Annotated in this window: 20 protein-coding genes, 1 other RNA gene and 1 pseudogene; 14 read left to right on the top strand and 8 right to left on the bottom strand. The window is 64.6% G+C overall.

The annotated features are described in order from the left end of the window. The first annotated feature begins 67 nt into the window (after positions 1-67). The 4 genes and pseudogenes from ACE10X_RS32505 (at position 68) to ACE10X_RS32490 (ending at position 6,403) form a co-directional block, all read left to right on the top strand. Complete coding sequence (locus tag ACE10X_RS32505) at positions 68-1,354, top strand: HlyD family secretion protein (RefSeq protein WP_038383068.1); 1,287 nt, start codon at positions 68-70, stop codon at positions 1,352-1,354. Positions 1,355-1,565: 211 nt separating this feature from the next. Continuing rightward, positions 1,566-3,155 carry a DHA2 family efflux MFS transporter permease subunit gene (locus tag ACE10X_RS32500; RefSeq protein ID WP_038383069.1) on the top strand — a complete coding sequence of 530 codons (1,590 nt, stop codon included), beginning with the start codon at positions 1,566-1,568 and terminating at the stop codon, positions 3,153-3,155. Positions 3,156-3,558: 403 nt separating this feature from the next. Then, positions 3,559-4,093, top strand: a pseudogene (locus ACE10X_RS32495) (transposase). Positions 4,094-4,603: 510 nt separating this feature from the next. Next, positions 4,604-6,403 carry an ABC transporter ATP-binding protein gene (locus ACE10X_RS32490; RefSeq protein ID WP_304557606.1) on the top strand — a complete coding sequence of 600 codons (1,800 nt, stop codon included), beginning with the start codon at positions 4,604-4,606 and terminating at the stop codon, positions 6,401-6,403. A 66-nt stretch (positions 6,404-6,469) separates the two neighbouring features. Here the strand turns inward: ACE10X_RS32490 and ACE10X_RS32485 are convergent, their stop codons facing one another. Continuing rightward, entirely contained in the window at positions 6,470-7,213 is a 744-nt protein-coding gene (locus ACE10X_RS32485) for a sulfite exporter TauE/SafE family protein (RefSeq protein ID WP_038383074.1), read from the bottom strand. Positions 7,214-7,318: 105 nt separating this feature from the next. Between ACE10X_RS32485 and ACE10X_RS32480 the strand changes: the two genes are divergently transcribed. Continuing rightward, positions 7,319-8,035 carry an alpha/beta fold hydrolase gene (locus tag ACE10X_RS32480; protein ID WP_038383075.1) on the top strand — a complete coding sequence of 239 codons (717 nt, stop codon included), beginning with the start codon at positions 7,319-7,321 and terminating at the stop codon, positions 8,033-8,035. 276 nt (positions 8,036-8,311) lie between these two features. On the opposite strand, the gene ACE10X_RS32475 is transcribed toward ACE10X_RS32480, so the two are convergent. Both ACE10X_RS32475 and ACE10X_RS32470 read right to left on the bottom strand, forming a co-directional pair. Then, the gene (locus ACE10X_RS32475) at positions 8,312-8,839 is read right to left on the bottom strand and encodes a hypothetical protein (protein WP_038383076.1); all 528 of its coding nucleotides are present in this window, start codon (positions 8,837-8,839) and stop codon (positions 8,312-8,314) included. A gap of 185 nt (positions 8,840-9,024) precedes the next feature. Continuing rightward, on the bottom strand, positions 9,025-9,204 hold the full coding sequence (locus tag ACE10X_RS32470) for a hypothetical protein (RefSeq protein ID WP_038383077.1): 180 nt from the start codon (positions 9,202-9,204) through the stop codon (positions 9,025-9,027). Positions 9,205-9,432: 228 nt separating this feature from the next. Between ACE10X_RS32470 and ACE10X_RS32465 the strand changes: the two genes are divergently transcribed. Next, a complete protein-coding gene (locus tag ACE10X_RS32465; RefSeq protein WP_375763385.1) occupies positions 9,433-10,452 on the top strand; it encodes a patatin-like phospholipase family protein in 1,020 nt (339 codons plus the stop codon). A 4-nt stretch (positions 10,453-10,456) separates the two neighbouring features. After that, positions 10,457-11,908 carry a GntP family permease gene (locus tag ACE10X_RS32460; RefSeq protein WP_038383079.1) on the top strand — a complete coding sequence of 484 codons (1,452 nt, stop codon included), beginning with the start codon at positions 10,457-10,459 and terminating at the stop codon, positions 11,906-11,908. A 168-nt stretch (positions 11,909-12,076) separates the two neighbouring features. On the opposite strand, the gene rnpB is transcribed toward ACE10X_RS32460, so the two are convergent. Continuing rightward, positions 12,077-12,491, bottom strand: an RNA gene (gene rnpB / locus ACE10X_RS32455) — RNase P RNA component class A. A 146-nt stretch (positions 12,492-12,637) separates the two neighbouring features. Here rnpB and ACE10X_RS32450 point away from each other — a divergent pair. Continuing rightward, positions 12,638-13,537: a LysR family transcriptional regulator gene (locus ACE10X_RS32450; protein WP_038383080.1), complete on the top strand. Its 900-nt coding sequence runs from the start codon at positions 12,638-12,640 to the stop codon at positions 13,535-13,537. Between the two features lie 105 nt (positions 13,538-13,642). Further along, on the top strand, positions 13,643-14,077 hold the full coding sequence (locus ACE10X_RS32445) for a PAS sensor domain-containing protein (protein WP_038383081.1): 435 nt from the start codon (positions 13,643-13,645) through the stop codon (positions 14,075-14,077). A gap of 20 nt (positions 14,078-14,097) precedes the next feature. On the opposite strand, the gene ACE10X_RS32440 is transcribed toward ACE10X_RS32445, so the two are convergent. Together ACE10X_RS32440 and ACE10X_RS32435 are read right to left on the bottom strand one after the other, a co-directional pair. Further along, on the bottom strand, positions 14,098-14,298 hold the full coding sequence (locus tag ACE10X_RS32440; protein WP_038383082.1) for a hypothetical protein: 201 nt from the start codon (positions 14,296-14,298) through the stop codon (positions 14,098-14,100). Between the two features lie 7 nt (positions 14,299-14,305). Next, positions 14,306-14,461, bottom strand: coding sequence for a hypothetical protein (locus ACE10X_RS32435; RefSeq protein ID WP_157787882.1), 156 nt, complete (start codon positions 14,459-14,461; stop codon positions 14,306-14,308). A 232-nt stretch (positions 14,462-14,693) separates the two neighbouring features. Between ACE10X_RS32435 and ACE10X_RS32430 the strand changes: the two genes are divergently transcribed. Together ACE10X_RS32430 and ACE10X_RS32425 are read left to right on the top strand one after the other, a co-directional pair. Next, complete coding sequence (locus ACE10X_RS32430) at positions 14,694-15,053, top strand: YciI family protein (RefSeq protein WP_028332558.1); 360 nt, start codon at positions 14,694-14,696, stop codon at positions 15,051-15,053. A 69-nt stretch (positions 15,054-15,122) separates the two neighbouring features. Then, the gene (locus tag ACE10X_RS32425) at positions 15,123-16,358 is read left to right on the top strand and encodes an RNA polymerase sigma factor (protein ID WP_038383091.1); all 1,236 of its coding nucleotides are present in this window, start codon (positions 15,123-15,125) and stop codon (positions 16,356-16,358) included. An 80-nt stretch (positions 16,359-16,438) separates the two neighbouring features. Here ACE10X_RS32425 and ACE10X_RS32420 read toward each other — a convergent pair whose 3' ends face one another. Next, positions 16,439-16,669, bottom strand: coding sequence for a hypothetical protein (locus tag ACE10X_RS32420; protein ID WP_038383083.1), 231 nt, complete (start codon positions 16,667-16,669; stop codon positions 16,439-16,441). 120 nt (positions 16,670-16,789) lie between these two features. Continuing rightward, entirely contained in the window at positions 16,790-17,656 is an 867-nt protein-coding gene (locus tag ACE10X_RS32415; protein WP_162832406.1) for an N-acetylmuramoyl-L-alanine amidase, read from the bottom strand. Positions 17,657-18,229: 573 nt separating this feature from the next. Between ACE10X_RS32415 and rsmH the strand changes: the two genes are divergently transcribed. Genes rsmH through ACE10X_RS32400 form a run of 3 tightly spaced genes read left to right on the top strand, consistent with a single transcriptional unit; the run spans position 18,230 to position 21,446 of the window. Continuing rightward, entirely contained in the window at positions 18,230-19,225 is a 996-nt protein-coding gene (gene rsmH / locus ACE10X_RS32410; protein ID WP_038383085.1) for a 16S rRNA (cytosine(1402)-N(4))-methyltransferase RsmH, read from the top strand. Between the two features lie 2 nt (positions 19,226-19,227). Then, positions 19,228-19,677, top strand: coding sequence for a hypothetical protein (locus ACE10X_RS32405; protein WP_038383086.1), 450 nt, complete (start codon positions 19,228-19,230; stop codon positions 19,675-19,677). 11 nt (positions 19,678-19,688) lie between these two features. Further along, positions 19,689-21,446 (top strand): penicillin-binding protein 2, encoded by a 1,758-nt coding sequence (locus ACE10X_RS32400; RefSeq protein WP_038383087.1) that lies wholly within the window; start codon positions 19,689-19,691, stop codon positions 21,444-21,446. Positions 21,447-21,530: the final 84 nt, after the last annotated feature.

Raw genomic sequence — 21,530 nt, 5'->3', positions numbered from 1 at the left:
GACGATGCGCCGCACGGCCCTTATTCCGCCATCGCGCGCGTCAAGAATTTTTGTGGGAGCCTCGGCTATGGCCGCAGCACGGGATCAGGCTGCACGCATTGTTCGTTCCGAGCCTGAGATGGCCGAGGACGCGATCGCGCGCGATGCATCCGCCGATCTCGGCGAGCAGGGCCGTGCTGATGAAGCCAAGCGTCCCGCGGAGGCGCCGCCCGCTTCTGCGCCCGAGCAGCCGGCGGCTTCGCCCGCTGCGGCGCCGGCGCCGAAATCCGGCAAGCGCAAATTCGTGATGATGGGCGTGGTCGGCCTGCTCGCGCTCGCCGCAGCAAGCTATGCCGCCTATTACCTGATGGTCGGGCGCTTCTACGTCTCGACCGACGATGCCTATGTCCGCGCCAACAACACCATGCTCGGCGCGCGCGTCGCGGGCCATATTGCGGCGATCCTGCCCGGCGACAACGCGCTGGTGCGCGCGGGCGACGTGATCTTCCGGATCGATGACGGCGACTACCGTATCGCGGTCGACGCCGCGCGCACCCGGATCGCGACCCAGCAGGCGACGATCGAGCGCATCGGCCGCCAGGTAGCGGCGGCGGTGAGTTCGGTCGAGCAGGCGCAGGCGCAACTCGTGTCGGCGCAGGCCGGCCTGAAGCGCGCCGATCTCGATTTCGACCGCCAGCAGGCGCTCAGCACCAAGGGTTTTGCTTCGCGTGCTACGTTTGAAGTCTCGGAGGCCGGCCGCGACCAGGGCGCGGCGAGCGTGCGATCCGCGCAGGCGGCCTATGATGCTGCCAAGGACAATGTCGAGGTGACCAAGGCGCAGCAGGCCGAGGCCCGCGCCCAGCTCGCCGAACTGCAGACCCAGCTCGCCAAGGCCGAGCGCGATCTCGAATTCACCAATGTCCGTGCGCCGGTCGATGGCACCTTCTCCAACCGCCTGGTCAACACCGGCGACTATATCAATGTCGGTCAGCGGCTCGGCAACGTGGTGCCGCTCGAAGGCGTCTTCATCGACGCCAACTACAAAGAGACCCAGCTCAAGCGCATCCGCACCGGACAGCGGGTGACGATCAAGGTCGACGCCTACGGCTTCCGCAAGTTCACCGGCCTCGTCGACAGCATTTCGCCGGCGGCGGGCTCGGTGTTCACGCTGCTGCCACCCGACAACGCCACCGGCAACTTCACCAAGATCGTGCAGCGCCTGCCGGTCCGCATCCGCGTGCCTGCCAGCGTCGCCAGGCAGGGCCTCTTGCGCGCCGGCATGTCGGTCTACACCACCGTCGATACCCGCGAGGGCGCGGCGGACGCCGACGCCGAAACCGATCTCGACGCGCCGATGATGATCCATCCGCAGTGATGTCTTGAGAGCAGGCGGCGTATGACGTCTGATTGGAGAATTGCCGCATCAACGGTCCACCTCTCCCCTTGTGGGAGAGGTCGGATTGCATCGCCAGATGCAATCCGGGTGAGGGGTTCTGGCCTCTCGTGGGATCTGCGGCCCCTCACCCGCGCCTTCGGCGCGACCTCTCCCCAACGGGGAGAGGTGTTAGGAAGCAGCGAGCCAGCCCATGGCTGATACGACCACTGCTTCGCCCTCGATGATGACCGGCGCCTCGGAGTCCGAGCGCATCCAGCCGAAGCGGCTGGTTGCCTTCATCATCATGGTGTTCGGCATGTTCATGTCGATCCTGGACATCCAGATCGTCTCGGCCTCGCTGTCCGAGATCCAGGCCGGCCTCTCGGCCTCTTCGACCGAAGTGTCATGGGTGCAGACCGCCTATCTGATCGCCGAAGTGATCGCGATTCCCTTGTCCGGATTCCTGTCGCGCGCGCTCGGCACAAGGCTGTTGTTCGCGATCTCGGCGTTCGGCTTCACCGCCTCGAGCCTGCTGTGCGGCTTCGCCTCCTCGATCGAGCAGATGATCCTGTGGCGCGCGCTGCAGGGTTTTCTCGGCGCCGGCATGATCCCGACGGTGTTCGCCTCGGCCTACACGATCTTCCCGCGCAGCAAGTTCCACATCGTGGCGCCGATCATCGGCCTCGTCGCGACGCTGGCGCCGACGGTTGGCCCGACCGTCGGCGGCTACATCACCGACCTGATGTCGTGGCACTGGCTGTTCTTCATCAACATCGTGCCCGGGGTCATCATCACGGCAGGCGTGCTGGCGCTGGTCGATTTCGACCAGCCGAACTTCGCGCTGCTCGAGCGCTTCGACTGGTGGGGCCTGATCTTCATGGGCGGCTTCCTCGGCTCGCTCGAATATGTGCTGGAGGAAGGTCCGCAATATGAGTGGCTGCAGGACACCTCGGTCGCGGTCTGCGCCGCGATCGGCTTCGTCTCGGCGGTCGCATTCTTCTGGCGCGTCTTGACCGCGGAGGAGCCGATCGTCGATCTCTACGCCTTCTCCAACCGCAACTTCGCGGTCGGCTGCGTGCTGCAGTTTTGCATCGGCATCGGGCTCTACGGCCTGACTTACGTCTATCCGCGCTATCTCGCCGAGATCCGCGGCTACAGCGCGCTGATGATCGGCGAGACCATGTTCGTCTCCGGCGTCACCATGTTCTTGATGGCGCCGGTGGTCGGGCGGCTGATGCAGAAGGTCGACTTGCGCTACATCATCGCCTTCGGCCTCGTGACCTTCGCGCTCGGCTCCTGGCAGATGACCTGGATCACCCGCGACTATGATTTCTACGAGCTGCTGGTGCCGCAGATCCTGCGCGGCATCGGCATGATGTGCGCGATGGTGCCGACCAACAACATCGCGCTCGCGACGTTGCCGCAGGATCGCGTCAAGAACGCCTCCGGCCTGTTCAACCTGATGCGCAATCTCGGCGGCGCGGTCGGGCTCGCCGTCATCAACCAGGTGCTCAACGACCGCACCGATCTGCACATCTCGCGGCTGCATGACCGCGTGACCTGGGGCAACACCACCGCGGTCGAGACCCTCAACATGTTCACCCAGCGCATGCAGGGCATGGGCGATTCTGCCATCATGGCGATGAAGCAGCTTTCGCAGATCGTGCACCGCCAGGCCGCGGTGATGGGCTATGGCGACGCCTTCTTCATGCTGTCGCTGTTCTATGTCGCGCTCAGCCTTCTGGTGCTGTTCGTCAACAAGCCGCCGTCGATGACCGCGAGCAGCGGCGAAGCGCATTAGGTGGTGTCATTTGTTCTTCGTAGCCCGCATGAGCGAAGCGACATGCGGGACCGATCTCAACAGTTCATCACCGAACGTGACGCGGCCCCGGATATCGCTTCGCTCATCCGGGCTACGAAGCTTCGAGATCCCAGGCGCTGATCTGTATTGACGCAAGCGTCTGCTAGTCTGCAATATTTTGACATCGTAGCCCGCATGAGCGAAGCGATATGCGGGACCGATCTTAGCAGTTCATCACCGAACGTGACGCGCCCCCGGATATCGCTTCGCTCATCCGGGCTACGAAGCTTCGAGATCCCAGGCGCTAATCTGTATTGACGCAAGCGTCTGCTAGTCTGCAATATTCCAGCATCGTAGCCCGCATGAGCGAAGCGATATGCGGGAATGCTGCGAGAGTTGGGGCATGGTCAGATACCGACGCAACTTCATCCCGGGCGGTACGTTCTTCTTTACGGTCACACTCGATGACCGGCGATCCAGCCTACTCGTGGATCATATCACGGCGCTGCGGGATGCGTTCGGTACCGCCCGTAGCGAACATCCGTTCTCAGTCGACGCAGTGGTGGTGCTCCCCGATCACCTCCACGCGATCCTTACACTGCCGCAAGGCGATTCCGATTTTGCAGGTCGCTGGCGTCGGATCAAAGGACACTTCAGCAGCCAATTGCTTGCTGCCTCGATAGAGCTGAAGCGTCGATCGAATGGCGATCTGGCGCTTTGGCAGCGGCGGTTTTGGGAGCACACAATCCGCGATGAAGATGACTTCGCGCGGCACGTCGATTACATCCATTTCAACCCCGTCAAACATGGCTTGGTCCGGCGCGTGTGCGACTGGCCGCATTCCTCGTTTCATCGTTATGTGAGGGAGGGCGTGTTGCCATTCGACTGGGCGGGCCGATGCGGGAGAAGGCGGAAGTTTTGGAGAACGTCCCGAGTGAGGAGAGTTGGCGGATCTTCATTCGTAGCCCGCATGAGCGAAGCGATATGCGGGGAGCGCGCTGACCAGATCCGATGATCGCAACCACGGCCCCCGGATATCGCTTCGCTCATCCAGGCTACGAAAGTGTGCCGATGTCGCGGGCTGAGCGCATCGGATTCGCGCGCGGGCTGCGCCCGGTCGCGGGAATAGCTGATGTCGTCGACACATTGACGCACTCACGCCGAAGTTACCTTGCCAATCGCGCGTGATGCATTTATAAGCAGCGCTTCCTTACTCGAACCGGGGAGATGCGCATGAAGTCGCTTATTTCGCAGATCGCGCGCCCGCGTTCGACGGTGCTGGACGCCTTTACGCGTTAGCTCCCGGCGCTGATCGGGCCTGATCCCCGATCATCAAAACTTCCCAACGATTTATCGACAATTTCCAGCGGCGCTCGCGGCCGGATTCCGCCCGCACGTCGCCTCAGATGGAGCCGGCTCGCGCTGCAAAAGCGTGGCCGGAATGTGCCATGACCTCTCTGACGACCAAGCGGCCGGCCGCGATCCGGATCGTGCTTCCCTTTGTCTTCCGCCATTGGCTGGAACAGCCGCTCCGTGCCTCCGCGGTGACGGCGGGATTCCTCGGCGCAACCGCGGCCGACCTGTTCATGCCGGTGTTTTCCGGCCATCTGGTCGACGCGCTGACCGCGGGCGCCACCGATGCGGCCGCGCGCCATGCGGCGATGCTGGCGTTCGGCGCCATCGTCGGGCTCGGCGCGCTGTCGTTGGCGCTGCGGTTGGTCGGCATCCAGACCATTGTGCCGTTCACGCTGAAGACGATGTCCGATGTCGGGCAGCAGGCCTTCATGCGGGTGCAGCGCTTCTCGACCGACTGGCACGCCAATTCGTTCGCCGGGTCCACCGTGCGCAAGATCACGCGCGGCATGTGGGCGCTCGATTTGCTGAACGACACCATCCTGATGGCGCTGCTGCCGTCGGCCGTGGTGCTGGTCGGCTCGATGATCCTGCTCGGCGTGCATTGGCCGCAGCTCGGCGCGGTGATCGCGGTCGGCTCGGTGATCTATGTCGCGATGACCATGGTGTTCCAGGTGCGCTACGTGGCGCCTGCCGCGCGCGTTTCCAATGCGTGGGACACCAAGGTCGGCGGCACGCTGGCCGACGCCTTGACTTGCAACGCGGTGGTGAAGTCGTTCGGCGCGGAGACGCGCGAGGACATCAGGCTCGATGGCGTCATCAGCCGCTGGCGCCGGAGGGTGCGGCGGACCTGGTTCCGCTACAACCACACCTCGACGGCGCAGCTGGTGGTGCTGCTGTGCTTCCGCGCCTCGGTGATCGGCGGTGCGATCCTGCTGTGGGCACAGCGCCGCGCCACGCCGGGCGACGTCACCTATGTACTAACCAGCTACTACATCATCCACGCCTATCTGCGGGATGTCGGCATGCACATCAACAACCTGCAGCGTTCGGTGAACGACATGGAGGAGCTGGTGCAGATCCATGGCGAGCCGCTCGGCATTGTCGATGCGGATGACGCTGGGACGATCGACATCCAGGGCGGCCGCATCGTGTTCGACGACGTCACGTTCCACTATGGCGGCCATCGCCGGCCGCTCTATGACGGGCTGTCGGTCGACATCGATGCCGGCGAGCGGGTCGGCCTGGTCGGGCGCTCCGGCTCCGGCAAGACGACCTTCGTCAAGCTGGTGCAGCGGCTCTACGACGTCTCCGCTGGCCGGATCCTGATCGACGGTCAGGACATCGCCAGGGCGACGCAGCAATCGCTGCGCAGCCAGATCGCGATCGTGCAGCAGGAGCCGATCCTGTTCCACCGCACGCTGGCGGAGAACATCGCCTATGGCCGGCCGGGCGCCGGCATGGAGGCGATCGAGCAGGCGGCGCGGCTTGCCAATGCGCACGACTTCATCATGCGGCTGCCGAAGGGCTACGGCACGCTGGTGGGCGAGCGCGGTGTCAAGCTGTCGGGCGGCGAGCGGCAGCGCGTGGCGCTGGCGCGCGCCTTCCTGGCGGATGCGCCGATCCTGATCCTGGACGAGGCGACCTCGAGCCTCGATTCGGAATCCGAGGCGCTGATCCAGCAGGCGATGGAACGGCTGATGAAGGGGCGGACCTCGATCGTGATCGCGCACCGGCTCTCCACGGTGCGCAGCATGGATCGCATCCTGGTGTTCGACCGCGGCGAGATCGTCGAGCAGGGCACGCATGAGGTGCTGGCGGCGCGTCCCGGCGGCATCTATCGCGGCCTGTTCGAGCGCCAGGCGACCGAGTTCGGCCAGGCCGCGGCTGAGTGAGCGATGACGCGTGGCTCGAGCGTCGGTTCTGATTGGATCAGAACCGACGCTCTCGCATCGCCCGCGCTATTTCGGCGCCAGCCCGTTCCACACCAGCGCGACGCCGGACAGGAACAGCAGCAGCAGCACGACGTCGGAGAAATTGCGGTCGCTGAGCGCGTGATAGAGCCGCGCGCCGAGCCAGGCGCCGAGCAGCGTCCCCGGAAACGCGCACGCCACCAGCCAGATCAGCTCGGGCTTCACCAGGCCGCTTGCGATCTGCACGCAAAGCGCGGCGGCCAGGATCGTGAAGTTGAAGATCTGGAACACGCCGCGGCGCTGCTGCTTGCCCCAGCCGCGCACGCTGGCCCACAGGATCGGCAGCGGGCCGGACAGTCCGGCGAGGCCGCCGAGGATTCCGCCGGCAAATCCGATCGCGCCGTCGGCCCATTTGCCGCCGAAGGCGATCGACATCGGCTTGCGTTGCAGGAACAACGCGGTCGGAAACACCAGCAGGAAGACGCCGATCGTCAGCTTGAAGACCTCGGGGTCTGCCTGCGCGATCAGCAGGATGCCGATCGGCACGCCCGCGAGGCCTGCGATGACGAACGGCCAGACCAGGCGGAAATCGATGCTCTTCCAGATCGACGGCAGTGTCGAGAGCTGCGCGATGACCGAGCAGACCAGCACCAGCGGCACCGCGAGTGTCGGCGGCAGCACATAGAGCCAGATGCCGAGCGCCATCAGCGCCGTGCCGAAGCCGGCAAGGCCGGAGACGAAACCGCCGGCAAGCGCGCCGAAGAACAGGATCGCATAGCTTGCCGGGGTCATCCTCATCTCGTTCTTATGATCGTTGCCGGGACGTTTACACGACGCAAGCTGTCGGTACACTTCAAAATCGCGGCTCATCAACGATAATCGGAACGGAAGCATCCCATGACTGCGAACTCGCAAAAAACCTTTCTGGTCTGTCACGGCGCCTGGTCGGCAGGCTGGGCATGGAAGAAGATGCATCCCCTGATGCAGGCCGCCGGGCATCGGCTGGTCACGCCGAGCTACACCGGGCTCGGTGAGCGCGCGCACCTTGCGCATCAGGGACTCGACCTCGAAGCGCATATCCAGGATGCGCTCAGCGTCATCAGTTACGAAGACCTGCACGACATCGTGCTGATCGGGCACTCCTATGGCGGCATGGTCGCGACCGGCGTCGCCGACCGGGTGCGCGAGCGCATCGCGCAGATGATCTACATCGACGCCTTCGTGCCGCGCGACGGCCAGTCGCTGTTCGATCTCAACGAAGGGGCCATCGAAACCATGCGTGAGCTCGCGAGCGACGGCGACGGCTGGCGTATACCGCCGATGCCGACGCCGCCGGACACGTCCGCCGCCGACGTCGAATGGTTGAGCGCGCGGCGCGTCGACATGCCGATCAAATGCTTCGAGCAGAAATTGAGATTGAAGCACGGCGAGACGAACCTGCCGCGCAGCTACATCTACGCCACCCGCGCCACGCAGGCCGACACGTTCCGCCAGTTCGCCAACCGCATCAAGAACGAAGCCGGCTGGCGTTATTTCGAGATCGACGCCAGCCATTCGCCGAACGTCACCGCGCCGGAGGCGCTGATGGCGCTGCTCATGGAGATTGCCGCCTAGTCCGGGGCGATGCGAAACATCGCACCCGGCATCCCGAACTTCGCGGCGCATTGCTCTCGAAAATGTCGCGGCGCCATGGACAGCAGGTGCGGGCTCTCCGCCAGGTGGCGCGTCCCGCACGCATGCTGTGTGATCAGTCGGCGCTGGCCTTTTCCCGCATCGCCGCCTGCAGTCTTTTGATGTCCGCGGGCGTGAGTTGTGGCCGGTCGACCTTGATCGTGAGTTTGTTGAGCTTGGCCGTCAATGGGAATCAATCAGACGCGCTTGTTGCCCGGGTCATGCACCGCGCGCGTCGCGGACGGCCTGAGCGACCTTTGTCGCCTGCGATACGCGTCCGATCTTCGCGCCTGCAATGATCTTTCGTCGGCGTTCGCTTGGCTTCGGCGCCATGCCGTCGCCCGCGGTGGCTCCAGCCGGGGGATGCGTTGTGAAGTTCGCGGCCCGGTGCAGTGCGAGGGCCTTTCGCGCTGCTTCGACATGTGCGGTCCGGGCCGCCAAATTGTGCTGACGCCGGAGCTCCGTGTTGACCCGTTTCAGCGCCGCCGCGAAGACCTGCTTACGCTCTGACGCATGCTTGGCGGTTCCCGGAAAGCTCGTGCCGCGAGCCTCGGCCTTTCCGCGGCTCTCGCGCTGCTTTTGTCGGCCGACCGTTCGCTCCTTGTCGCGCATCTTGCGCAAGCGGGGTCGCATGGCCTCGAGCTCAGCCACCTCGACGCTGTAGATGGCGGGATGATGCGTCAGGCGGATCGCCTCATATTCTTCATGGCTGAGGATGCTGCGTTCGAACTTGCAGGCGACCGACATTCCTATTCCTCCTTTTGATCTTCTTGAATCTCGGGGCAGAAGGACACGTCCAGCTCTGGCGGATCATAGCTGCAACGCCGCCGGATGGCTAATCTGCCACTATGCAAACCCGGCTGGCGCTTCGATTCGCAGCGATCGATTGCCTTGCTAAAGCGTCAAGGCAAAGTGGCTCCTACTTTGGGCTCCTACTTTTCTGCTTCGTCGTCCTTGAGACGAATCCCCTCGGTCCGCAGAGCCGCAAAGAGAGCCGCGATATCTTCAGGCTCCATATTGTTGGGGCACATCCCGTTCAGTTGCTCGGTTGTGATCGTGCCGCTTCTCCTGGCGATGTCTCTTGCCTTCGCCATGATCTTCTGAAGGTCCATCTGTGTTCCTCCGCGAGGGACATACTCTACGCCCGCCACCCATGCATGTCGCCTTCTAAGAAACGTGAGCCTATGGCTGCACTGAAGCGATCGGTTCGCTTCGCTTCGAGTTGAGACAATTTCGTTCGAAGTTCGCCATCGGAATTGGGCAGCGACCGCAACTTTGTCTCGCATGTTCGGTTAAACTGCGACATAATCAGCGTCTCGCGTGCTGGTGAGCATGGATTCATGAACCGCAGCCCCGTGCTCGTAGACCTGGCGCTTCAAGGTGGGGGATCGCACGGTGCGTTCACGTGGGGTGTCCTGGATCGTCTTCTCGAAGAGCCATGGTTTCAGATTGCGGGCATATCCGGGACATCGGCCGGAGCGATGAACGCAGCCGTGCTGGCGGACGGTTGGACCGCGGGCGGCGCTGCCGGTGCAAGCGAAGCGCTTGAAAAATATTGGCGAAGCGTCTCGCGCGCCGCCGCATTCAGTCCGTTGCAACGGTCGCCGCTCGACCGCCTGATGGGACGCTGGTCGCTTGACAGCTCCCCGGCCTATCTCTTCACCGATTTGATGTCGCGGATGCTTTCACCCTACGACCTCAATCCTCTTGGCTTCAATCCGCTCCGCGACATATTGAACGACAGTATCGATTTCGAGCGTCTTGCACGTGCGCCGATCAAGCTCTTCATAACCGCCACACGCGTGCGCACGGGCCGCGGACGGATTTTTCGCAATGCGGAGATTACCGCGGATGTCCTGCTTGCGTCGGCTTGCCTGCCAACGATGTTTCGCGCGATCGAGATCGATGGCGAGCCCTATTGGGACGGCGGCTATGCGGGTAATCCCACGATTACGCCGCTCGTTCGCGAGACCGACGCGCGCGACACCGTCGTCGTCCAGATCAACCCGACCGAGCGTCCGGAGCAGCCGCGCACGGCCGCCGACATTCTCAACCGGCTTAACGAGATCTCATTCAACTCGCCGCTGGCAAAGGAGCTGCGGATGATCGCGTTGCTTCGCCAGGTCGCCGACCCCGGTACCGGGGAAGGCGCCCGCTGGGCGCAGATGAAGACGCACCGGATCAAGAGCGACATGCTTGCGACGTTCGGTTCGTCATCCAAGCTTAATGCCGAATGGGAGTTCGTGGCCAAGCTGCACGAGGAAGGGCGGCGCGCCGCCGGCGAATTCCTCGACGCGCATGGCGCCGATCTCGGTGAGCGTTCGACGGCGGATCTCGATATTCTGCTGGCGGAGTGCTGAGACGATGGGTCTTCTCGGCATTCTCGTCGGGCTTGGACTGCTGGTCTGTCTTGCTTTCCGCGGTTGGAGCGTGCTGCTGCTCGCGCCACTTTGTGCGCTGGTGGCCGCAGCCTTCGGTGGCGAACCGCTGCTTGCCAACTGGACGCAGACCTTCATGGGTAGTGCGTCGGAGTTTCTCGCGCAGTTCTTTCCTATTTTTCTGCTTGGCGCCGTGTTCGGAAAGCTCATGGACGACAGCGGCGCGGTCGCTGCGGTCGCGGGCTTCATCTCCCGGTGTCTGGGTGAACGCCGGATCATCCTCGCGGTCGTGCTCGCAGGCGCACTGGTCACCTACGGCGGCGTCAGCCTGTTCGTCGCCTTCTTTGTCATCGTTCCGATGGCGCAGTCGCTGTTTCGCACGGCGGGGATTCCACGTCGTCTGGTACCGGCGGCGGTCATTCTCGGGACTTCGACCTTCACCATGTCGGCGCTGCCGGGCACGCCGTCGATACAGAATGCGATACCGATGCCTTTCTTCGGCACGACCCCCTTTGCCGCACCGGGCCTCGGCGTTGTCGCATCGATCATCATGCTGGGCGTCGGGCTGTGGTGGCTTCTTCGCGCGGAGAAAGCGGCGCGTCGCGCAAAAGAGGGCTATGGCGACGAGCCGCCGGTTCCGGCGGATGCAGCCGACGATGAGCTGTTGCGCGAGCGGGCTACGACGGCGCGAGAATTCGACCCGGCGGAGCTCCGCCACGGATATCACAGCAACGCCGCCGTCCCGATTTTCAACGCGATCCTTCCGCTGATCGTCGTCGTCGCCGTCAATCTGGTGATGTCGCTCGTTGTGCTGCCTCGGCTTGATTTCTCGTTCCTGGCCGAACAGCGGTGGGGAAATACATCGCTGGCTGCCGTGGCCGGTGTCTGGTCGGTTGTCGTGGCGTTGGCGGGAGCGATCGTGACGGTCATCCTCTGCAACTGGACACGGTTGCCCGCACTCCGACGAACCATGGATGCGGGTGCCAACGCGTCGGTCTTGCCGGCCCTGAGCGTCGCAAGCCTTGTCGGATTCGGCGCCGTTATCGCCTCGCTTCCCGCCTTCGGCGTGGTGCGGGACTGGGTGTTGCGAATTGAGGGCGGCCCATTGGTGTCGCTCGCGGTCGCGACGAACATCCTCGCCGCGCTGACGGGGTCGGCTTCCGGCGGCTTGACGATCGCGCTCGATGCGTTGGGCCAGACTTATATGCACCTTGCCGCGGAGGCGGGTATCGACCCCGGCCTTTTGCATCGCGTCGCGGTGATCGGCTCGGGAACGCTGGACATTTTGCCTCACAACGGCGCGGTCGTTAGCCTGCTTGCGATCTGTGGGCTCAAGCATCGCGAAAGCTATCTCGACATTGTCATGGTCGGCATTGCGAGTTCCGTTATCGCGCTCGTAGCGGTGATTGCGATCGGCACCGCTTTCGGGTCGTTCTGACGCAAGGGTGATGGTCGGCTCTGCCGGCCGCAAGGCGGGCCGCAATGACGGTCATCTGAAAATGGCGAGGGGCCCGGCGTGTTGCGCCGAGCCCCTCATGGTCCATCTAAGCAAGACGCGTTTTCTTGATGCGAACCGGAACTCCACTTCGCTCGAAAACGCTTTAGAAATATCAGCCGGCCTGTAAGCCGGGTTCTGTAGGGCACCATTCTTGCGAATGATGCGCGACGGCCATTCCTCTGGGACAAGGTTTGCACCTTGCCTCGGGCAACCTACCCGGACAGCGGGCCTGACATCGCCCTGCGGTGTTATCGCGCATGCGCGAACTAACCGCGTTGCCGTCCCTATTCGGTTTTGCTCCCGGTGTGGTTTGCCATGCCGTCTCCGTTGCCGGAAACGCGGTGCGCTCTTACCGCACCTTTTCACCCTTACTTCCTCCGAGGAGGGAGCGGTTCGTTCTCTGTGGCACTTTCCCTGGGGTCGCCCCCGCCGGATGTTATCCGGCACCGCATGTCGATGGAGCCCGGACTTTCCTCCCCCGCGGCCTTTCGGCGCTTGCGGGAGCGGCCGTCCGGCCGACTGACGGCGTACGCATGCGGGCTTTGGCCGCCCGCGTCAAGCGATTGCGATGGTTAACCCTTGGCCCGGCGCCCGGCCGGTTCTTGATTTTGACATTCGCAGAGCAGGGGCCTTTGATATCGATTTGATCGATTCAAAGGTCGAGGCGCCATGGATACCGAACTGGCCCGGACGTTCCTGACGGTGGTGAGCGCCGGCAACTTCATCACCGCGGCAGAGCGGCTGCATGTCAGCCAGTCGACCGTCAGCACCCGCATCCACACGCTCGAGCAGCAGCTCGGCTGCGTGCTGTTCGTGCGCAACAAGGCCGGCACCACGCTGACGCCGGCGGGCCGGCAGTTTCAGCGCCACGCCTCGGTGCTGGTCCGCACCGTCGAGCAGGCGCGCCATGATGTCGGAATCCCCAAGGGATTTTCCGCGACGCTGGTGGTCGGCGGCCGCATCGGCCTTTGGGAAGAGTATCTGCTGCGCTGGCTGCCGCTGATGACGCGGGCGCATCCCGACATCTCGATCCGCGCCGAGAGCGCGCTCGAGCCCGAGCTGATGCAGGGGCTGGTCGAGGGACGCATCGACATCGGCGTGATGTACACGCCACAGAGCCGCCCCGGCCTCAAGGTCGAGCAGCTGTTCGAGGAGCAGCTCATCCTGGTGTCGACCGATCCGAAGAGCGCGCCGGAGCCGGGGCCGGGCTATGTCTATGTCGATTGGGGACCCGAATTCTACGCGCGTCACGCCACGCTGTTTCCGAATTTCGCCGGCCCCGCGCTGACGGTGAACATCGGCTGGCTCGGCTTGCAGCATCTCTTGGAGAATGGCGGCTCCGGATTCTTTGCGCGCCGTATCGTGGAGCCGCTCCTGAAGGCGCGGCGGCTGCACGCCGTCGCCGGCGCACCTGGCTTTGCGATGCCGGCCTATGTCGCCTATCCGGCTGACAGCCAGGACGATCATCTGGCGCGCGCGGTCGAGACGATGCATCGGCTCGCCGCGTCGCATGTCAATACGAGCGCGGACCTCCCGCGGGCGAGGCCCGCCACGCGGCGGCGGCGCTGACCGCGATTGCTATCGGCATCACCGATCAGTTCCATCGGCTTTCTTCGCTTGTCAGCGCAAACGTCCGCGTTCACAGCAGGATCGGCATCAGCAGGAGATCAGACGATGGATATTGCGGCAGAAGTGGGAGACGCGTTGCTCAAGGGCGCCTCCGACGCGATCGTTGCGACCGATGCCGAAGGCCGCATCACCTTGTGGAATCCCGGCGCGGTCAGGATGTTCGGCTTCAGCGCCGAGGAGGCGATCGGACAATCGCTCGATTTGATCATTCCGGAGAATCTGCGCGCGCGTCACTGGGCCGGCTTCCGGCACACGATGGCGACCGGGACGAGCCGCTACGGTCGGGGCGATCTGCTGTCGGTGCCGGCGCTGACCAGGCACGGCACGCGCATCTCCGTCGAATTCACCATCGAGATGCTGCACGATGCGGCGCACAAGGTCGCCGGCACCGTCGCCGTGATGCGCGACGTGACCAGGCGTTTCGAGGAGCTCAAGGAGTTGCGGCGCCGCGCCGCGCAGCAGGCAGGATCGTTGTCATGACGCCCGCCGTGGGGTGACCGCTATTTTCCCGATCGCAGGCGGGTCTCCGCCAGCGCGGTCACGAGGCCGATGACCAGCATCGAGGCGACGATGTCAGCTTCCGCTCCGAAACCAAATGCGATCACCGTCGCTGCGGCGACCGCCGCAAGGATCGCGATGGTCAGACCCTCGTCGGCGATCAGCTGACGCAGCGCCTTCAGGCGCGTGGTCCCCCGTTGCATTGCCTGCTCACACGCCGAGCGGATGGCCGCCCGCGGCGATGGTCGAGGCGACCTGACTGGCGTGATGGCGCGGTTTCGCCACGATCCGGCTGCGCAGGATTCGGTACAGCATCGACAGCAACAGCCGGGAAAGGCGCGTTGCTGTCTGCGGCAGTGGTGTCATGGCGAGTCCTCCGGGCATCTCGACCCCAAGGCTACGCGCTGCCATGAATTTAACAAACGAATAATACTGGCGATTATTATCGGATTATCCGATATAAGCCCGCTCCGCTGCCCGCCGGGCAGGCGTGGCATTCACGCCGGGCGGCCAAATAACTTATCCTGACGATGTCGTCCTGCGTGTCGCCCGTTCGACTGGGTGTCGGCGATCCAGCCGATCAAGAGGAGTTCTCAAGATGCAATACCTGTTGCTGATCTACCGGAGCGACGCGGAATATGGCGGTATGAATGCCGACGACCGCAAGGCCCTGTCGGCGGAATATGCCGTCTACACCCAGTCCATCATCCAGAGCGGACACTTCAAGGCGGGAGACGGGCTGCAGCCGGTATCGACCGCGACCACCGTGCGGGTGCGCGACGGCAAGACGCTGACGACCGACGGGCCGTTTGCGGAAACCCGCGAACAGCTCGGCGGCTACTATCTCGTCGATGCCAAGGATCTCGACACGGCGCTCGGCCTTGCGGCGCGGATTCCCGGCGCCAAGACCGGCTCGATCGAAGTCAGGCCGGTGATGATCTACGACAACCCGCGATAGCGGCATCATCGCCAGATGGATGTAGCGGCCGCGTCGCCCGGCGCGGTCGCCGAGCAACGATTGATCGCCATGACCCCCAGCCAGATCGAAAAAGTGTTTCGCGACGAGGCGGGCCGGGCGCTCGCAACGCTGATCCGGCTCGTCGGCGATTTCGATCTGGCCGAGGATTCGCTTCAGGATGCTTTTGCGGTGGCGCTGCAGCGCTGGCCGATCGGCGAATTCCCCTCCAATCCGCGTGCCTGGCTGGTCAATGTCGGCCGCAACAAGGCGATCGACCGCGTCCGCCGCGCGGCGACGTTTCGCGGCAAGCAGCAGGAGCTGACGCATCAGATCCTGCTCGATGCGGAGTCCTCGCCCGAGCCGGCCGATGCAACGCTCGACGACGACATGCTGCGGCTGATCTTCACCTGCTGCCATCCGTCCTTTGCCGCCGAGGTCCAGGTCGCGCTGACCTTGCGCACGGTGTGCGGGCTGACGACGGTCGAGGTCGCGCGCGCCTTCCTGGTGAGCGAGGACGCCATGGCGCAACGCCTCTTGCGCGCCAAGCAAAAGATAAAACTCGCCGGCATTCCCTATGAGGTGCCCGAGCGCGAGGCGCTGGAGCCGCGCCTCACCGGCGTGCTCGCGGTGATCTACCTCGTCTTCACCGAAGGTTACGCGGCGACCGCCGGCGAGGATCTGATGCGGCCTGATCTTGCGCGCGAGGCGATCCGGCTGGCGCGGCTGATCGATGCGCTGATACCGGCGCGCGGCGAGATCAAGGGGCTCTTGGCGCTGATGCTGCTGCATGATGCGCGCCGCGCCGGCCGCCAGACCGCCGGCGGCGATATCGTGCTGCTCGAGGAGCAGGACCGTTCGCTGTGGGATTTCCAGCAGATCGCCGAAGGCCTCGAACTGGTCGAGGAGGCGCTGCGGATGCCGGGCCGGCCGCAGTCCTACGCCGTGCAGGCCGCGATCGCCGCGCTGCACGCGCGGGCGCCGAGTTACAAGGACACGGACTGGCCGCAGATCGCCGGTCTCTATGAGGTGCTGCTGCGCATCAGCCCGTCGCCGGTGATCGAGCTCAATCACGCTGCCGCGGTGTCGATGGTCGACGGCCCGGCGCGCGCGCTCGACCTGATCGACGCGCTGGACGCGCGTGGCACGTTGAAGGGATATGACCAGCTGCCCGCGGTGCGCGCCGATTTGCTGCGCCGCCTCGGCCGCAAGGACGAAGCGCGGCGGGCCTATCTCGCCGCAACGGCAGCCACGCAACTCGAACCGCTGCGGCGGCTTTATGCGCGGCGGATCGCCGAGATGGGGTGACGCACCCCATCTCGTGTGTGGCCTGTGACGGCGCGCGATTCATCCACGATCGTCAGCGCGCCGTGCGGCGTTGAGCTTGCTCAGTACCCTGTCTTTGCCTTGGCGCCGGTGCTCGACTGCCCGGTCGTCGCCCCACTCGACATGCCGGTCGTGGTGCCGGGTGCCATCTTTGTCTTTTTCTGCGCATGATGGACTTTTTGGGTCTTGTGCTTGGTCGACATGGTCTTGTCCTGGGTCGACATAGCGCTTGCGGCTGTCGGAGCGACGATGAGGCCGACGGCGACAGCTCCGGCGATGAGTGCTTTGAACATGGACGAATCTCCACTCGGACCGCCCCAGCTAGAAAGACGGCATTTGCCGAAAAGTTCCAATGTGCACGAACACTTGGCCGGAAAATGCACCGCTCCTCGCAATGACGGACGGAGGCGAGCCTAGCTCGACGCGACCACCGTCGCCGCATCCGGCGGCAGGCTCTCGAGCAGCGCGTGCAGCGTCGCCATGGTGGAGCGGTCGGCGATCCCGTCGATGCGCTCCGGGCGGAAGTGGCGCTGGAAGGCGGTGACGACCTCCATGGTCGGGCCGTCGAACTTGCCGTTGGTCGGGATGTTGTAGCCGTAGCGCCGGAACGCGGCCTGCATGTTGGAGACGCTGTCGCTGATCGCACCGAGCTGCAGCGCGTCGCCGCGCACCATCGGCGCCGGCTGCACCCAATGCCCGACGCCGGAATTGGCCAGCGAGTGCCACGGGAATTTCTCGCCGGGATCCTTCTTGCGCGCCGGCGCCACGTCGGAGTGGCCGAGCACGCGATGCGAGACGATCTTGCGGCGAAGCATGATGCCGCGGCACAGCGCGATGACGGCCGCGATCTGGCGCAGCGGAAAGTCCGGATAGCCCCAATCGTGACCGCGATTGACGATCTCGACGCCGATCGAGCAGGAGTTGATGTCGTCATCGCCGGCCCACGCCGACACGCCGGCGTGCCAGGCGCGCTTGCTCTCCGGCACGCACTGCACGATGCGGCCGTCCTCGAGCACGATGTAGTGCGCCGAGACCTCGGTGCCGGCCGTGCAGAGCTGGGTGATCGCACCTTCGACGTCGGGCATGCCGGTGTAGTGCAGCACGATCATGTCGGGTTGCCGGCCATTGGCGCGATCGCCGAAGTTCGCCGACGGGATCACGTCGGAGGCGATCGAGGAATCCGGCGTGAACGTCTTCGCGTCCGCCACCCCCTTTGGAACAGGGAGGGCGCGCTGACGCTTCGGATCAGCGTTGCCGGACGAAGACGAACTTGAAGCCATACGAATCACTCAAACCCGAACCAGGAGAAAGCATTTTGACATATGGATAAACAAATAGGCGTTTACTATTCCTTTACCGTGCGGGCCGCGCAATCGACCCCTGCCGGGTTCCACGATCCGCACGATGCGCCGCGCCCGGAGTGGGGCGCGAGGGTATCACTCGAATGCGGATCAAAGGCGCGCGATTCCGCTAACCGATCATCAACGTTTTCTTAACGTTAAGTGCCGTTACTGAGAGGTGAAGTGCCGAACCGGTTTCGGGGGACGGCCAATGGACGCTGAGCCCCGCTGTTTGCGCGAAATCCCATGGAAACCCTCCCAATTCCGGTCGGATATCAGGATTTGCGGCCGAGGACGGGAGTTGGCGCTGGCGTCACGCAGCGGCTCTTTCACGCGTTTTCGAGCGAAGTGGATACCGGTTCGCGTGAAGAAGACGCGTCAAGACAGGAATCCAGAGCTCCGTTCCGATCGAATCGGAACGAAGAAGGCTCTGGGCGCGAGGATTCGAGGCGCAATGAGTCGGCGCGCACCCAGCTTGTATGCCAGTTACGCGGCCCCGCCCGGGAGCAGCGCATGAGCGAGCGTGCGCCGCGTCACATTTCGGTGCTGGGCCGTGAGGCGGTCGCGTATCTCGATCCGCGCGCCGGCGGCATCTATGTCGACGCGACCTTCGGTGCCGGCGGCTACAGCCGGGCGATCCTCGATGTCGCCGAGACCCGCGTGATCGGGATCGACCGCGACCGCACTGCGATAACCGGCGGCTTCGATCTGGTCGACGGCGCGGGCGGTCGGCTGACGCTGGTCGAGGATCGCTTCTCCAACCTCGCCGAGGTCTGCGCGTCGCAGGGGATGGATGCGGTCGACGGCGTCGTGATGGATGTCGGCGTCTCCTCGATGCAGCTCGACCAGGCCGAGCGCGGCTTCTCGTTCCGCCTCGGCGGTCCGCTCGACATGCGGATGGCCCAGAGCGGCCCGACCGCGGCCGATGTGGTCGCGTCGGCTTCCGAGAAACAGCTCGCCGACATCATCTATATCTTCGGCGAGGAGCGCCATTCGCGTGGCGTTGCCCGCGCCATCGTCGCCGCGCGCAAGGACGCGCCGATCACGACGACCGACGCGCTTGCCGATATCGTCGCGAAAGTCGTGCGCGCCAAGCCGAACGAGATCCATCCGGCGACGCGGACCTTCCAGGCGCTGCGCATCTTCGTCAATGAAGAGCTCGATGAGCTCTATCTGGCGCTCGCAGCCGCCGAGCGCGCGCTGAAGCCGGGCGGCCGGCTCGTCGTGGTTTCCTTCCATTCGCTGGAAGACCGCATCGTCAAGAATTTCCTCACGGAACGCGGCAAGGTCTCCGCCGGCTCGCGGCATTTGCCCGAGGTGGCGCAGTTGGCGCCGAGCTTTCAGATCCTGACCAAGCGTCCGGTGACGCCTGACGAGGCCGAGCTTGCTGCCAATCCGCGCGCGCGATCGGCCAAGCTGCGTGCCGCCGAACGCACCGCGGCGCCGGTGCGCGCCGACGACGACCTGCCGTCATGGCCGCGTCTGTCCGACCTGAAGCGGGGAGGGTGACGATGCGCCTTCTCCATCTCCTCGTCATCGGCATGCTGATCTTCGCGGCGTCCTATGTCTACCGCATCAAGATGGAATCGACCGCGCGCGTCGAACGCGTGCTGCAGCTCAATGCCGAGATCCGCGAGCAGCGCAACGCGATCGCCGCGTTGCGCGCCGAATGGGCCAAGCTCGATGCGCCGCTCCGGCTGCAGGGCCTCGCCGAGCGCCACCTGCCGCTGAAGCCGGTCAACGCCAACCAGTACGATTCCCTGAAGAACCTGCCGGAGCGGCCGCCGAGCTTCACGCGGCCCGGTTCGCGCGATCCGATCGGCGCGATGATCGACACCATCGAGGCCGCCGCGGCGCCCGACAGCACGACCGGATCGATCGACAAGGCGGCGACCGACCAGCCGGCCGCCGACCAGCCTGCGCCCGAAGACTTCGGGCAGGGCGGGGGAGACCAGCAATGACGGGACCAGCCATGACCGATCCGGCACCCGCCAACACGCCGGCCGTGAAGCCCGCCGAGCCCTGGAACCAACGGCTGATCCGCACGCTGCTGTATGGCAGCAATGTCGACCGCGCCGCCAAGGCGCGCGCGCGCGTTGGCCTCGCCATCCTCGCTTTCGCCGCGGTTTATTGCGTGCTGGCGGGGAGGCTGGTGCTGTTCGCCGTCGGCGCCGACAGCCACGGCGCGCGCCGCACCGCCTCGCAGGACGCCATCGCGACCGCCAGGCCCGACATCACCGACCGCAACGGCGAAATCCTCGCCACCGACGTCAAGGCGCCGAGCCTGTTCGCCGAGCCGCGCCGCCTGATCGATAAGGACGAGGCGATCGAGCTCTTGACCGGAGCCTTGCCCGATCTCGACACCAGCGAAGTGCGCGACCGCCTGTCGTCGCGCAAGGGCTTCGTCTGGCTGAAGCGCGAGATCACGCCGATGCAGCAGAGCGACATCCATCGCCTCGGCCTTCCCGGCGTCGGCTTCCTGCGCGAGAACAAGCGCGTCTATCCGACCGGCAACGAGGTCGCCCACCTGATCGGCCTGGTCAACATCGACAACCAGGGCATCGCCGGCATGGAGAAGTGGCTGGACAGCAACGGTCTGGCCGATCTGCATCGCGCGGGCTTCGCCACCGACCGGCTGCAGAAGCCGGTTGAGCTGTCGGTCGACCTGCGCGTCGAGCACGCGCTGCGCGACGAACTGCTCAAGGCGAAAGAGAAGTTCAAGGCCAAGGCCGCCTCCGGCCTCGTCTCCAACGTGCGCACCGGCGAGATCGTGGCGATGGTGTCGCTGCCGGATTTCGACCCGAACAATCCGAAGGAGGCGCACGATCCCGATCGCATCAACCGCCTGACCACCGGCGTCTACGAGATGGGCTCGACCTTCAAGGCGTTCACGCTGGCGATGGCGCTTGACAGCGGCCGGTTCGACCTCAACTCGATGTGGGATGCGCGCGGCCCGCTGCACTACGGAAAGTTCGCGATCCATGACGATCACAACATGGGCCGCATGATCAACATGAAGGAGGTGTTCTACTATTCCTCCAACATCGGCGCCGGGCGCATTGCGCTGGCGATGGGCGTCGACGCGCACAAGGCTTTCCTGCGCAAGATGGGGCAGCTCGAGCGGCTGCGCACCGAATTGCCGGAGAGCGCGTCCCCGATCGTGCCGAAGAAGTGGGGAGAGTTGAACACCGTCACCATCTCGTTCGGTCACGGCATCGCGGTGGCGCCGCTGCAGGCGGTGATGGGCATCGATGCGCTGGTCAATGGCGGCTACCTGATCCCGCCGACGTTCCTGAAGCGCACCGAGCAGGAGGCGATGGCGCTCGCCAAGCGCGTCATCAAGCCCGAGACCTCGGACAAGATGCGCTATCTGATGCGGCTCAATGCCGAGATCGGCACCGCGAAGAAGGCCGACGTCAAGGGCTACTATATCGGCGGCAAGACCGGCACCGCGGAGAAGGTGATCAACGGCCGCTACGCCAAGAAGCGCGTGCTCAACGCCTTCACCGCGATCCTGCCCGCCGACAATCCGAAATACCAGCTCCTGATCATGCTCGACGAGCCGCAGCCCCTGAAGGAGACCTACGGGTTCATCACCTCGGGCTGGAATGCGGTGCCGACCGGCGGCAATGTGATCGCCCGAATTGCGCCGCTTTTGGGCGTTGAACCGCGATTCGACCTGCCGCCGTCCGACCGCCTTATTCTTGCGGCATCCAGAACAACCCAGTAAGGCGTATATTCACGGCATGATCCGGACCGGAACGGCCGCGTTAGCGAAAAGTGCGATGCGGTTTTCCGGATAGATCATGCTAAA

The sequence above is a fragment of the Bradyrhizobium sp. Pha-3 genome, assembly GCF_042258325.1.
In the GTDB taxonomy this organism is placed as follows: Bacteria; Pseudomonadota; Alphaproteobacteria; order Rhizobiales; family Xanthobacteraceae; genus Bradyrhizobium; species Bradyrhizobium elkanii.
The sequence above is the reverse complement of the archived record's forward strand: the minus strand, read 5'-3'. Positions and strand labels throughout refer to the sequence as shown.